Below are 13,110 nucleotides of genomic sequence, written 5' to 3'. Positions count from 1 at the left end.
TGCCTTCAGGCTGTCAGAGGGTGGATGTTTATACGATGGGCGTGGCCCCGGAGCTTTCCTTCGAAAAGACCGACTAGACGAAACATATAGGTTGCTAGGAGTACTCAACTCGAATGCTGTATATGAGGTCTTGCAGGTAATAAATCCAACGCTGTCCGTCAACATTGGAGACATAGAGAACGTTCCAATATGCAATCTAAACGCCCATGAAGAGCCCGCTACGGACCGAATAAAGGCATGCGTTTCCTGCGCTAAGGATGACTGGGACGCGTACGAACGCTCCTGGGACTTCCAATCCCTCCCCATCCTTACAGCCTCCGCCGAGCCCACGCCCACCCTCGAATCCAGCTACACCGCCTGGATCACCCAGAACCGCGACACGATCGCCGAGATGAAGCGTCTCGAAGAGGAGAACAACCGCCTCTTCATCGACGCCTACGGCCTGGCCGACGAGCTCACCCCCGACGTCCCCTTGTCGCAGATCACCCTCACGGTGAATCCCGCCTACCGCTACGGCGGCAAGCTCACCGAAGAGGAGCAGTGGATTCGCTTCCGCCAGGACACCATGGAGGAGCTGGTCTCCTACGCCATCGGCTGCATGATGGGTCGCTACAGCCTGGACGAACCCGGCTTGATCTACGCCCACGCCGGCAACGTCGGCTTCGACGCCACGCGCTACAAGATCTTCCCCGCCGACGCCGACGGCATCGTGCCGGTTACCGACGAGCTCTGGTTCGAGGACGACGCCGCCAACCGTGTGAGTGAGTTCCTGCGCGCCACCTGGGGCGCCGAGAAGCTGGACCAGAACATGGCCTTCCTCGCCGACAATCTGGGCGCGAAAGCCAGCGAAGCGCCCGGCGAGGTCATCCGCCGCTACCTTGCCGGCAAGTTCTTCAAGGATCACTGCTCCACCTACAAGAAGCGCCCGATCTACTGGCTCTTCTCCAGCGGCAAACAGGGTGGCTTCCAGGCCCTGGTCTACCTGCACCGCTACCACGAAGGCACGCTCGCTCGCATGCGCGCCGAATACGTCGTGCCGCTCACCGGCAAGATGCAGTCGCGTATCGAAATGCTCGAAAAGGACCGCGACGCAGCCAGATCAACCGCCGCCCGCAACAAGATTGCCAAGCAGATCGAGTCGCTGAAAAAGAAACACGTCGAACTCCTCGCCTACGACGAAAAACTCCGCCACTACGCCGACATGCGCATCACGCTCGACCTGGATGACGGCGTGAAGGTGAACTACGGAAAGTTCGGCGATCTGTTGGCGGAGGTGAAGGCGGTGACGGGAGGTGCGAACGATGAGTGAACCCGCCATGCCCTCCTTGACTCTCCCGCCCGCTGTGCTGGCTGACTACCAGGACTGGCTCAAGACCATCAAGCAGAGAATCCATGCGACACGAATGAAAGTCGCGTTGGCCGCCAATGGGGAGTTGATTTCGCTCTACTACGAAATAGGGGCACAAATTGTTGATCGGGAATCCCATGCCCAATGGGGAAGCGGATTCATCGACGCATTCAGTCACGACTTGAGGCAAGCCTTCCCGGAGATCGGCGGCTTTTCATCCAAGAATCTGCGCTATTGCCGAGCTTTCTTTCGCTTCTACTGCGATCCTGCAATTTGGCAACAGGCTGTTGCCAAATTACGCGATAAGCCTTGGCCAGGGTCTGAACCCCAGCTTTCCGCGTTGCTGATGGAAATCCCCTGGGGCCACAACATCCTGATTTTTACCAAGTGCAGCAGTCTGGCCGAAGCCGGTTTTTATATCAGCCAGACCCTTGAGCAAGGCTGGAGCCGTGATGTGCTGGCACTGCAACTCAAGTCAAATCTCTATGCCAGAACCGGCAAGGCGGTGACCAACTTCTCCCGCACCTTGCCACTGCCACAGTCCGACCTCGCCCAGCAAACCCTCAAAGACCCTTACACCTTTGACTTCATGGCGATGACGGTGCCGTACAACGAGCGGGATGTCGAGCGGCAACTCACCCAGCACATCACCCAATTCCTGTTGGAGTTGGGCAAGGGTTTTGCCTTCATCGGCCGCCAGTACCACCTGGAAATCGCCGCAGACGATTATTACATTGACCTGTTGTTCTATCACGTCACGCTGAAGTGTTACGTGGTAGTCGAGCTCAAGAACCGCAAATTCATCCCCGAGTACGCAGGCAAGCTCAATTTCTACCTGTCGGCGGTAGACAGCCTTCTCAAACGCGAGGACGACCAGCCCACCATTGGCCTGCTGCTGTGCCGAGACAAAAACAACATCGAGGTGGAGTTTGCCCTGCGTGACATGAATAAACCCATGGGCGTCAGCGAATATACCCTGGTGGAAACCTTGCCTGACAATCTGAAGGGCGCAATGCCGACGGTGGAGGAAATCGAGAGCGATTTTCAGAAGTTGCAGCAGCAAGAGGAGGAAGGCGAAAATAGTAAAGGTGACCGTCGATGATCAAGATTTCAAAACAGGCAGATAGCCTGCTTTCGACCTATGTGCCCGACGGGTTCAACAACGGGCGCTGGATTGATGAAAAGCTCGGACAGGAATTCTGGAAAACGAAACGAGCTTGCCTCTGCTTTGTGCAAGTGACGCTTGCACAAATAGTGCAACAGGCTGTTGCACAAGTTTCCAACCAGCCTGATCGAGAGCCAGCATGAGCGAGCAACGCATCACCGACGCGCTCGCCGCCGCGTTCGCCAGCCATTCGATTGTCTTCTGGCACGATGCCGACGGCGAGTTCTCTTTTTCGGTCAAGAATCTCTTGCCTGACGCGGTCGAACTGCTCTATCTCGACGATCTGCCGGCCCTGGCCATCAAGCTCCAACTCGAGCGCGCAGCGCCGCAGGCCAGCTTCCTCCTCTACAGCGCCAAACCGGTTCCCGACCCTGCCAACGACTGGCTGCTGGACATCCGGCTGCGCAGCAAGAGCTTCCACGCCGACAACGCGTCGATCCTGCTGGAGGATCTCGGCCTGAACTCGCAACAACTGCGAGCGCACCTGAAAGAGCGCGCCAAATTCCTCAAATCCAGGGACCGCGTCGATCGCCTCAAGAGCTGGGTCGCCCCCAACGATGGCGCCGGGGATCTGGACCGCAAGATGATCGCGGTATTGGCGAAAGCCGAGCAAGCGGACCTTCCTGCCATCCTCCTCCGTCTTTTTTCTGCCCTGGTGCAGGAAGGCATCGCCAATCTCGATGGCGAACCGAAAGCGTGCTCCGACATTGTCGCCAACGACCTGATGGATTCGTTCTGGGTCCTGGTTGAGCAGGAGATGGGCTATCGCGATGGCGCGCCGACGCTGCGGGATTTCCTGTTCCGGATCCTGGTGACGGATTTTTCGCGGACCGTCAGCGGTGCCTGTCCGGCGCAGTTGTCGCATTTCATCATCAGTGACAAGGCACGCGCGGCGAATGCCTCGGTCTTTGTTGCCGGATGGCGCTCGCACATGCAGCACTTCGCCAGTTACGATGCCTTGTCGGGCAGCGTGGCTCGCGAACTGGGGCTGAGCAACATGATTGCCGGGCTATCCGCTGAGTCATTGGCGGAAACGATGACTTTCGAGGAAGTCGAGCGGCGCATCATCCAGGACCTCAAGGGCCGCATCATCGCTGGCGCCGGCGCCGACATGTATACCTTGCGCGGACTGATCGCCCGGCGTCGTGACGGCCATTGGGCCAACAAGCTGTTGGCCCATTCCAGCGCCACGACACGCGCCCTGGCGTCCTGTTACGACGCGCTGGAAGCAGCGGCTTCTTTCTTCGAGTTGAAAGAGAAATTCAGCGCTGGCTTCGGTTTCGCCACCGCCGAGGCCGGATTGGCCGCGTACCAGTCCGAGTTGTTCCGCTTCGATCAGCTCTATCGCCAGATCAACCATGCCGCCGATGGCGTCGAGCCGATGGGCTGGGCCTTGCTGCACGAGCTTCGTGAGCGCATCGAGAGCGCCTATTCGGGCTGGTTCGTGCCGCAGCTGGGGTCCGCCTGGAGCAAGGTGCTGGAGGGTGACGATGGTCTGTTGGCGAGCTGGAAGATCGCTGCCTGGGTCAATCAGCCGGACTTCTTCGCAACACAAGTCATGGCGCATCTGCATGCGGGAATCCGCCGGGTCTTTGTCGTCATCTCCGATGCATTCCGCTACGAGGCGGCGGAAGAACTGGTTCGCGACATCAATGGCAAGAGCCGCTTCAAAGCGGCCCTGTCGCCCATGCTCGGGGTACTGCCCAGCTACACCGCGCTCGGCATGGCCTCGCTGTTGCCGCACCATACGCTGGCCTACAAGCTGAACAGCAATCTCGACGTGATGGCCGACGATGCCGCGGTTTCCACGCTTGAGCAGCGTAGCGCACATCTGGGCAAGTATCAGGGCCTTGCCGTCAAAGCCGATGAACTGCTGTCCATGGGCAAGGACAAGGGCCGGGAGTTCGTGCGCGACCGCCGGGTGATCTACGTCTATCACGACCGGATCGACATGCTGGGGGACAAGCAGGGTTCGGAGGGGCAGACCTTCGACGCCGTTGCCCAGACGCTGGCGGAACTGAATCAACTCGCGAGTTTTATCGTCAACAGCCTCAATGGATCGCTGGTACTGATAACGGCCGATCACGGCTTTCTCTACCAGGAGTCGGCGCTCGACGGGGCGGATAGGTCCACACTCAGTGACAAGCCGCCAGGAACGCTACGGGCGAAGAAGCGCTATCTGCTGGGGCAGGGGATCGGCGAAAGCAGCCAGGCGTGGTGTGGCAACACCGCCGTCACGGCGGGGACGACGGCGGGCGCAGGCAGCATGGATTTCTGGGTGCCCAAAGGCGCGGCCCGCTTTCATTTTTCCGGCGGCGCCCGTTTCGTTCATGGCAGCGCCATGCCGCAGGAGATCGTCATCCCGGTGATCACCCTGCGCGAGAGTGAAAACCAGTCGGCCAAGACGCGTGTGGTGGAATTCAGCTTGCTGGGCTCGTCGAACAAGGTGGTCACCAACAAGCAGCGCTTCGAATTCATCCAGACCGAACCGGTCTCGGAACGCGTCTTGGCAAGATCGGTGCTGGTCTCCCTGCGTGACGGGGAGAGCATGGTCAGCGACGAACAGTCGCTGACCTTCGACAGCCGCTCCGGGCTGATGGACGAGCGCAAGCGCTCGGTGATCCTGACCATCAGGTCCGGTCAATACGACAAGCGCAAAGACCATTTCCTGATCGCCCGTGACTCCCAGACCAAGGTCGAAGTGATCCGGATTCCGGTCAGGGTGGATCTGGCCTTCGCCAACGACTTCTGAAACCGATGATGACTGAAGAGCGCCCCGAGAACGCCACCACTCTCGATGCCCTGCTGAACCGGCATTTCGCTGGCAAAGTGGTGCGCAAGGATCTGACCAAGCTCATCAAGGAAGGGTTTGTGTCGTTTCGCGTGGAACAGGCCGCTGGCCACCGCTGGCAGTTTAGCTCCACCCCTCAGCTCAAGCCACGCCGGCATTTTGTACTGGCCAAAGCTCAGCGCATGCTGCTCGTGGCTCGGCTAAACAGGCGGCATTGCGCCCGTCCGCACTGGGCGACACAAGCTTCGTAGCGCAGCGGTCTGCTTCCGCCCAAGGCTCAACTCAGTCCATTGGTTTCCAGCCCGGGTGCTTGAAATAGCGGCCGTACTGATTCACGGCGCCGACCGTCTGCACTACGCCAGCCGCAGGCGTGGCCTTCGACTTGCCCTGCATGGCGTCGGCACCGGCGCTGAGTTCGGCGACGATGAGGTGCAGGTTTTCGTCCGCAGCGGGTTCGAGCTTGCACTCGCTGACGATGTTGGCGACGTGCGCTTCAACCAGGGTAGCGAGTGCCTTGTAGTCCTCTGGCGTCAGCGTCCCCTTGTGGATAGCCGTCGCTTTCGCGGCAAGTGCCGCCCGGATTTCGCTCATGTTCCTGCGCAGTGGTTCGTCGCTTGCCCATTGCTTGCCGTGGTCGAGCATCAGCTTGGTCGGCTCGCCGGCGGCGTGCTGGTGTGAGTCGACCGCAAACGCGGGGACGCCGATGCCAAAGGTAGCGATGAGGGCGGCGGTGAGCAGGGGGCGTTGGATAGTCATGGGATTTTCCTCAGTGTTGGACGACGATGATTTCCGGGTCGTCCGCATGCTCGACGAGGAGCATGCGGACCCGGTCTTGCCAAAGTGACTGGAACAAGGCTGCCTGGGCATCGCTGGCGGTCCGAGCGATGCAGAGCGGCAACAGCGAAGCGATGCGGCGATCGCCCGGCACGCGCTCCAGCCGGGCGGAGACGAGGGTCGGGCACGAATGCCCGGCGAGCTTGACTGCGTCGCCGTAGCCGTACTCGATGACGCCTTCCTCGGCGGCTCCGAGGAATCGGGCCAGCGGATCACGAACGGTAATCCGCGGGGCAGATTGAAAAAGGTCGGGAAACTTCACGGTCGCGTTCTCCTCGGGACTTAAGCGCTTGCCAAACGGACACGGCTTGAATACGATAGTAAGTAGTTACTAACAAGACTTCAAGTACACGCCCGCTATGGATACTCCAACCACACTCCAGACGACACCCCGTCAGCGTCTGAACAGCGATGAACGGCAGCGCGAGATCGTCGCTGCGGTCTTGGTTCTGGCCCGCGAGCGCGGTCCGGAGGCGATCACGGCGCAGGCCATCGCCGATCGCATCGGCGTCACCCAGGGCGCGATCTTCCGCCACTTTCCGGACAAGGCAGCAATCTGGATGGCGGTCTTTGCCTGGGTACGTGAATCGCTGGCTACGGCGCTGGCGACGGCGATAGCGAAGCCAAAGTCGCCGCTGGCAAAAATAGAGGCCGCATTTTTCGCGCACGTGGCCTTCATTGCGGCCAACCCCGGCGTTCCCCGCATACTCTTTCACGAGCTGCAATACCCGGGGGATTCGCCCGTCCGCGCTGAGGTCCGGACGATGATTTCTGGTTACCGGGAGCGCCTGGCGTCCTTGTTCGCCGCGGCCAGGAGTGCTGGCGAGCTTCCCGCCGATCTCGAGCCCGGCCTGGCACCGGTACTGTTCATTGGTGCCATCCAGGGCCTGGTGATCGAGTCGGCCATTGCCGGCAGCGAAGCGGGAATGATGGCGCGTGCGCGGCAGATGTTTCCCTTGCTGCTCGACGGCTATCGCGGGCGGGGCGAACGATGAACGTGCGCGTGCCGCGCAAGGGGGTACTCGGCGCGGTCGTCGTGGCAGTCGTTCTTCTGCTCGGCTGGCTGGCGACCAGCCAGGGACCGCTGGCGCCGACCAAAGTGACGCTGGCCAGGGTGGAGCAGGGGCCGCTGGTAGCCAGTACCTTCGGTATCGGAACGGTCGAGGCGCGCCGCAGCTACGCGTTGGGGCCGACGATGGCCAGCCGCGTGGCGCGCGTGCTGGTTGAGCAGGGCGATGTGGTCAAGGCTGGTCAACTGCTCGCCGAACTCGATCCGGTCGACCTCGACGATCGTGTCGCCAGCGGCCGACTCGCCGCACAACGTGCAGCGAGCGCGGTGCGCACTGCGCAAGCCCAGCTCTCCGAAGCGCAGAGCCGCGCGCAGCTTGCCCTTGCCAGTGCGCGTCGTTCCGCCGAACTGCGCGCGCGCGGTTTCGTCAGCCAGGAGGCGACCGACGCCAAGCGACAGGAAGCCAATGCCGCGACGGCGGCGGTCGACGCCAGTAGCTCCCAGCTGGCGGCGGCGCGGCGCGATCACCAACGCGCGCTGGCCGATGTCGCCGGTGTCGGCAAGCTGCGTGCGCAGGCGCGCCTGACGAGTCCCGCCGATGGCGTGGTCAGCGCGCGGCTGGTCGAACCGGGATCGACGGTCGTTGCGGGACAGGCCGTGCTGCAGCTCATCGATCCGGCCAGCCTGTGGATCAAGGCGCGCATCGACCAGGGGCAGGCGGGTGGCGTGCGCGTCGGGCAGGCCGCCGAGATCGTTCTGCGCGCGGAGGCCGGGCGTGTCTACCGGGGCGAAGTCCAGCGCGTCGATTGGCAGAGTGACGCGGTGACCGAGGAGCGGATCGTCAATGTCGGCTTCACGGCGCGTCCCGATACGCTCTCGATCGGTGACCTGGTCGAGGTGACGATTGCCACCGTCGAACTGGTCGACGCGCAGTGGCTGCCCGCAGCGGCGGTAAAACGCATCGATCAGCAGGACGGCGTCTGGCAGATCCGGGACGGGCACGTCGTCTTCCACCCGGTAGAGGTGGGCATCACCACCCTGGATGGTCGCAGTCAGATCCTGGAAGGCCTGGCCAGCGGCGACGAAGTGGTCGTGCACAGCGAGCAGGCATTGCGGCCCGACGCGAAAGTCAAGGTCGTCGCCGCCATCGTCGACAGCGCAGAAAGCGTTGCTAGCGTAAGTTCAGGACGATGATCAATCTGGCCGGCCGCGACATCCTCAATGGCTGGGGCAAGTTCCTGTTCACCGGCATCGGGCTCGGCTTGCTGATCGGGGTGACCTTGTCGATGGCGGGAATCTATCGCGGACTGGTTGACGATGGCCGCGTGCTGCTGAGCAACGGCGGTGCCGACCTGTGGGTCGTGCAACGCGATACGCTCGGCCCCTACGCCGAACCCTCGAATGTTCGCGACGACGCCTATCGCGCGCTGCTCGGCGTCAAGGGCGTGGTCGAGGCCGGCAACGTCACCTATCTGACGATGCAGATCGAAGACCAGGGCAAGGATGTACGGGTGATGCTTGTCGGCTTCCAGCCCGGGCACCCCGGCGAGCCCGGCTACCTCGTCGCCGGGCGTCCGATCACGCGCTCGCACTACGAGGCGATTGCCGATATCAAGACCGGCTTTCGCCTCGGGCAGCGCATCCGTATCCGGCGGCACGAGTACACGGTGGTCGGCTTGACCCGCCGCATGGTGTCGTCGGGCGGCGACCCGATGGTCTTCGTGCCGCTGCGCGATGCGCAGGAAGTACAGTTTCTCAAGGACAACGACGCCCTGGTCAATGAACGTGCACGCACGGCGGCCAATCCGGCGTTCAATCGCCCCGCAGTGCCGGGACTGCTGGAGGCCGTACAAGTCAGCCAGGCCAGCAGCCGGACGGTGAATGTGGTCATGCTGCGGCTCGCGCCGCACGCCGACGAAGCGCTCGTCGCCAGCGAGATCAGGCGCTGGAAGCACCTCGAAGCCTATACGCGTGCCGAGATGGATGAGATCCTCGTCGCCAAGTTGATCGCCACGTCGGCGAAGCAGATCTTCATGTTCCTGGTCATCCTGGCGATTGTCAGCGCGGCCATCGTCGCCTTCATCATCTACACGATGACTTTGAACAAGGTCCGCGAGATCGCCGTGCTCAAGCTGATCGGGGCGCGTAACCGGACGATCGCCACGATGATCCTGCAGCAGGCGCTCGGCCTGGGGGCGATCGGCTTCCTTGTTGGCAAGACGGCAGCCACGCTGTGGGCACCGATCTTCCCCAAGTACGTCCTGCTGCTCCCCGGGGATGCCGTGCGCGGTGCGCTGCTGGTGCTGGCGATTTGCGCGCTGGCGAGCGTCGTCGCCATCCGCGCCGCGCTACGCGTCGATCCGGCGACGGCGATCGGGGGATAGATGCCCGCGGCGATCGAAATCAGCGGCCTGACCAAGCGCTACGGCGTCGGCGATGCCGCGGTTGACGCGCTGAAGGGCGTGGACATGATCGTCCAGCCGGGCGAGGTCGTCGGGCTGATCGGCCCCAGTGGCTCGGGCAAGAGTACGCTGCTCAAGTGCCTGGGCGCGGTGATCGAGCCCAGCGCCGGGCGTATGGCGCTGGCCGGCGAGGCGATCTACGACAACGGCTGGCAGGTGGCCGATCTGCGCGCCTTGCGTCGCGATCGCATCGGCTTCGTTTTTCAGGCGCCCTATCTCATTCCTTTCCTCGACGTTACCGACAACGTGGCGCTGCTGCCGATGCTGGCCGGTGTGGCCAACGCCAGCGCGCGCGAGCGGGCGCGGGCGATGTTGACGGCGCTCGATGTCGGGCATCGCGCCCGGGCACCGGTGGCGCAACTCTCCGGCGGCGAGCAGCAGCGGGTGGCGATCGCTCGCGCGCTGGTCAACCAGCCGCCGATCATCCTCGCCGACGAGCCGACGGCGCCGCTGGACAGCGAGCGCGCCTTGGCTGTCGTCCGGATCCTGAACGAGATGGCACGGCGCTTCGCAACAGCGATCATCGTCGTCACCCACGACGAGAAGATCATCCCGACTTTCCGGCGGATTTATCACATCCGTGACGGGCGCACCTATGAGGAAGCAGGCGAGGGGCGGGCGGCTTGATCCGCGGCGGCTGAGCAAAGGAAACGTCCGGCGCTTGTCGGCAGCCGTGAATCGCGCTCGCGTGCCCGAGCTGATTGCCTAAACCTCGCCTAAGCCTTGTCGATTCCCCGGCGCTCGCGCATCGTCCGTCCGATGCGAGCCAGATCATCATCGCTCAACAAGCGCGCAGCCATCGGCAAGAGTTCCTTTTCCTCGCGCTCGATGTGGCGCGCATAGCGAACGGCCAGCGCTTCGACATCGTCGGCGACGAGTGGCACGCACTCTCCCGCCGCCAAACCTTCGAGGAGGTCGCGCAGGTGTCGCCAACTCGCTTCGAGTGCGCGGTGATCGGCTTTCAAGCCGTCGATCATTTCGCGCAGGCAGATGGCATCAGAACCGGCCATCGATTCGATCAAGGCCGGGAAGAGGTCGTCTTCCTCATCGGCATGATGGTCCATGGCGGCGGTGTCGAAGTAGTGCATTACCCTGGTCGCAGCTGTACGCGCTTCTTCGTCGACGCCGTGGGCAAGCAGGTAGGGAACCAGGCGTCGCAAGGTCGCGCATTGCGTTTCAATCCTGCCGTGGCAGGCGGAAAGCATCTCCAGAGGCGCCTCGGTGCCGACGGTCGGTGCGGCAAAGCCCGGAATGCGGGTAGTCACTCGGCTTGCTTCGCGCAACTCGCCGAAGACTGCGCGACGGCCTTGAGGTGGCGGGCGGTACAATCGCGGCCGATGGCCAGCGAACCGACGATCGTGCCGCTGCCGTCTCTCACCAGGCCGAAGCTGAGCTCCACGTAAAGCTTGCGCCCATCCTTGTGCATCGAGCGTGTCGTGAGTACCTGGTTCCGGTACTTCGTCTGGCCGCTGCTAACGGCTTTGTGAAAGCCGTCCCAATGCGCTTTTCGGAGCCGCTCCGGAATGATCACGTCCATGCTCTCGCCGAGGACTTCGGCCGCGGAATGGCCGAAGACGGTTTCAGCGCCGCGATTCCAGACGCGGATCGCGCCATTGCGATCGGCGAAAATGATCACATCCGGGGCCTGATCCACTAGCGCCCGATAGAGATCGGAATCTGTGTCCTCACACGCGGCAGTTGCCTGCATCCTGGCACTCCTTTTCACTTGGTCGAATGAGACAAGCGCTCGCCATCGTTGCTATTCGCGGCCGAGCGTCGTTAGGTCGGGGACCGTGAATGTTCCCTGCAAGGAGAGGAGTTCGCGGCGATGAAGGCCTGCCAGTTGCTCAACGCATTCGTTGCCTTTTTCGGTCAGTTGCACATCCACCTGCCGCCGGTCGCTGCTGCTGACGCTACGCTGTACCAGTCCGGCCGCCTCGCACCGTGAAATCAGTGACACGACCCCATGATGCTTCGCCTGCAGGCGTTCAGCGAGTTCGCCCACGTTCGCCGATTGCCGCCCGGGAAAGCCTTTGATCTGGAGCATCAACAGATACTGCAAGGGCGTGATTCCGTTCCGGTGCGTCAGCTCTTCGCTGAAGCGCAGATAACGACGCAGCTGGTAGCGGAAGTTGGCAAGTGTTTCGAAATCGGCCTTTGAAATATGGTCGTCGGGCATTTTTCTTGCGGGCGCTTAGCCATGATTTGTATCACGGCATGATATAGTTAGCTGGACGCAAGGGCAAGGTGTCTGGCCGCGGTGTTTCGCGAGCTTCTCCTGGCAGGCGTCATCCCGCGGCATCCCCAGGCAAAGGCGACTCAACCGAACCCGATGACTACTGACCCACATACACACGGCCTCTCGACGCTCTGCATTCACGCCGGCACGCATCTGGATCAGGCCACCGGTGGCGCGTGCAGCCCCATCTTCACTTCCACGGCCTACGCGTTCCCGAATCCGGCCAAGCAGAACATCTATCCGCGTTACTTCAACACGCCCAACCAGCAGGTCATCAACTGCAAGCTGGCAGCGCTAGAGAAGGGCGAGGCGGCGCTTGTCTTCGGCTCGGGCATGGCGGCCATTTCCACTTTGCTGCTCGCTCATCTCAAACCTGGCGAGCACGCAATTTTCCAGAACGATCTCTACGGCGGCAGCATGCGGCTGATCAGCAGCGAACTGCCGCGGCTCGGCGTGCAGCTTTCCTGGGGGGCGAACGTGGCGGAGTTCGCCGCCGCCTTGCGACCGGAAACACGCTTGATCTACGTCGAATCGCCGTCGAATCCGCTGCTTCATTGCATCGATCTGGCCGCACTGGCTGCGCTTGGCAAACGCCACGGCGTCTTGACGGTCATCGACAACACTTTCGCCACGCCGATCAACCAGAACCCGATTCCGCTGGGCATCGATGCGGTCATCCACAGCGCTACGAAATACCTCAACGGCCACAGCGACGTGAACGCGGGCGTGGTCGTTGCCTCCGCTGAAATTGTTAGCCGCGTCACCGAGAGTGCGGTCAACTTCGGCGGCATGCTTGATGCGCACGCCTGTTCTCAGCTGGAACGTGGTCTGAAGACGCTGGCCCTGCGCGTGCAACGGCACAATGAGAATGCCGCGACCCTGGCGCGCTTTCTTGCCTCGCATCCGGCGGTGTCCAAGGTCAATTATCCCGGCCTGCCCGAACATCCCGACCACGCCATCGCGGCGCGTCAAATGCGTGGCTTTGGCGGCATGCTGTCGTTCGAGCTGTGTCAGCCGGAACGGCTGGATGGCTTGCTGAGCCGGCTGCGTATCGTCATGCCGGCCTTGAGTCTCGGCGGCGTGGAGAGCCTGATTTGCGTTCCCAGCCGCAGTACGCATCGCACGATGACCCCCGCCGAGCGACAGCGTGCCGGCATCAGCGACGGTCTATTGCGCGTCTCTGCAGGCATTGAGGATGCGGAGGACCTGCTCGAAGACTTTTCCGAAGCACTCGCCGTGGAATGATCGTCGTCCTGGCCACC

The 13,110-nt window shown here is 62.3% G+C and carries 15 protein-coding genes; 10 read left to right on the top strand and 5 right to left on the bottom strand.

What is annotated here, in order from left to right:
• Positions 1-10: 10 nt before the first annotated feature.
• Genes pglX through QZ648_RS15500 form a run of 5 tightly spaced genes read left to right on the top strand, consistent with a single transcriptional unit; the run spans position 11 to position 5,555 of the window.
• Positions 11-1,309 carry a BREX-1 system adenine-specific DNA-methyltransferase PglX gene (gene pglX, locus QZ648_RS15520; RefSeq protein WP_291997607.1) on the top strand — a complete coding sequence of 433 codons (1,299 nt, stop codon included), beginning with the start codon at positions 11-13 and terminating at the stop codon, positions 1,307-1,309.
• Positions 1,302-2,450: a PDDEXK nuclease domain-containing protein gene (locus tag QZ648_RS15515; RefSeq protein ID WP_291997595.1), complete on the top strand. Its 1,149-nt coding sequence runs from the start codon at positions 1,302-1,304 to the stop codon at positions 2,448-2,450. The genes pglX and QZ648_RS15515 overlap by 8 nt, the downstream gene beginning before the upstream one ends.
• Positions 2,447-2,656: a hypothetical protein gene (locus QZ648_RS15510; RefSeq protein ID WP_291997594.1), complete on the top strand. Its 210-nt coding sequence runs from the start codon at positions 2,447-2,449 to the stop codon at positions 2,654-2,656. Before QZ648_RS15515 ends, QZ648_RS15510 begins: the two co-directional genes overlap by 4 nt.
• Positions 2,653-5,265, top strand: a complete 2,613-nt coding sequence (pglZ, locus tag QZ648_RS15505; protein WP_291997593.1) for a BREX-1 system phosphatase PglZ type A — start codon at positions 2,653-2,655, stop codon at positions 5,263-5,265. Before QZ648_RS15510 ends, pglZ begins: the two co-directional genes overlap by 4 nt.
• A gap of 5 nt (positions 5,266-5,270) precedes the next feature.
• The gene (locus tag QZ648_RS15500; protein ID WP_291997592.1) at positions 5,271-5,555 is read left to right on the top strand and encodes a hypothetical protein; all 285 of its coding nucleotides are present in this window, start codon (positions 5,271-5,273) and stop codon (positions 5,553-5,555) included.
• A gap of 31 nt (positions 5,556-5,586) precedes the next feature.
• Here the strand turns inward: QZ648_RS15500 and QZ648_RS15495 are convergent, their stop codons facing one another.
• Positions 5,587-6,060 carry a hypothetical protein gene (locus QZ648_RS15495; protein ID WP_291997591.1) on the bottom strand — a complete coding sequence of 158 codons (474 nt, stop codon included), beginning with the start codon at positions 6,058-6,060 and terminating at the stop codon, positions 5,587-5,589.
• Between the two features lie 10 nt (positions 6,061-6,070).
• The gene (locus QZ648_RS15490) at positions 6,071-6,400 is read right to left on the bottom strand and encodes a hypothetical protein (RefSeq protein WP_291997590.1); all 330 of its coding nucleotides are present in this window, start codon (positions 6,398-6,400) and stop codon (positions 6,071-6,073) included.
• Positions 6,401-6,497: 97 nt separating this feature from the next.
• On the opposite strand from QZ648_RS15490, the gene QZ648_RS15485 reads away from it, so the two are divergent.
• Genes QZ648_RS15485 through QZ648_RS15470 form a run of 4 tightly spaced genes read left to right on the top strand, consistent with a single transcriptional unit; the run spans position 6,498 to position 10,236 of the window.
• On the top strand, positions 6,498-7,133 hold the full coding sequence (locus QZ648_RS15485) for a TetR/AcrR family transcriptional regulator (RefSeq protein ID WP_291997589.1): 636 nt from the start codon (positions 6,498-6,500) through the stop codon (positions 7,131-7,133).
• Positions 7,130-8,341 (top strand): efflux RND transporter periplasmic adaptor subunit, encoded by a 1,212-nt coding sequence (locus tag QZ648_RS15480; RefSeq protein ID WP_291997588.1) that lies wholly within the window; start codon positions 7,130-7,132, stop codon positions 8,339-8,341. Before QZ648_RS15485 ends, QZ648_RS15480 begins: the two co-directional genes overlap by 4 nt.
• Positions 8,338-9,531: an FtsX-like permease family protein gene (locus QZ648_RS15475; RefSeq protein WP_169068125.1), complete on the top strand. Its 1,194-nt coding sequence runs from the start codon at positions 8,338-8,340 to the stop codon at positions 9,529-9,531. Before QZ648_RS15480 ends, QZ648_RS15475 begins: the two co-directional genes overlap by 4 nt.
• Entirely contained in the window at positions 9,532-10,236 is a 705-nt protein-coding gene (locus tag QZ648_RS15470) for an ABC transporter ATP-binding protein (protein WP_291997587.1), read from the top strand. It begins immediately after the preceding gene.
• Positions 10,237-10,325: 89 nt separating this feature from the next.
• On the opposite strand, the gene QZ648_RS15465 is transcribed toward QZ648_RS15470, so the two are convergent.
• The 3 genes from QZ648_RS15465 to QZ648_RS15455 are packed head-to-tail and all read right to left on the bottom strand — an operon-like array spanning position 10,326 to position 11,788.
• The gene (locus QZ648_RS15465; RefSeq protein WP_291997586.1) at positions 10,326-10,874 is read right to left on the bottom strand and encodes a hemerythrin domain-containing protein; all 549 of its coding nucleotides are present in this window, start codon (positions 10,872-10,874) and stop codon (positions 10,326-10,328) included.
• On the bottom strand, positions 10,871-11,317 hold the full coding sequence (locus QZ648_RS15460; protein ID WP_169068123.1) for a PAS domain S-box protein: 447 nt from the start codon (positions 11,315-11,317) through the stop codon (positions 10,871-10,873). Before QZ648_RS15460 ends, QZ648_RS15465 begins: the two co-directional genes overlap by 4 nt.
• A 51-nt stretch (positions 11,318-11,368) precedes the next feature.
• On the bottom strand, positions 11,369-11,788 hold the full coding sequence (locus QZ648_RS15455; RefSeq protein ID WP_169068122.1) for a MarR family transcriptional regulator: 420 nt from the start codon (positions 11,786-11,788) through the stop codon (positions 11,369-11,371).
• 153 nt (positions 11,789-11,941) lie between these two features.
• On the opposite strand from QZ648_RS15455, the gene QZ648_RS15450 reads away from it, so the two are divergent.
• Positions 11,942-13,093, top strand: coding sequence for a PLP-dependent aspartate aminotransferase family protein (locus QZ648_RS15450; RefSeq protein WP_291997585.1), 1,152 nt, complete (start codon positions 11,942-11,944; stop codon positions 13,091-13,093).
• Positions 13,094-13,110 lie beyond the last annotated feature (17 nt).

The organism is Candidatus Accumulibacter sp. ACC012 (genome assembly GCF_907163155.1).
GTDB lineage: Bacteria > Pseudomonadota > Gammaproteobacteria > Burkholderiales > Rhodocyclaceae > Accumulibacter > Accumulibacter delftensis.
This window is presented reverse-complemented; position numbering and strand designations above follow the sequence as displayed.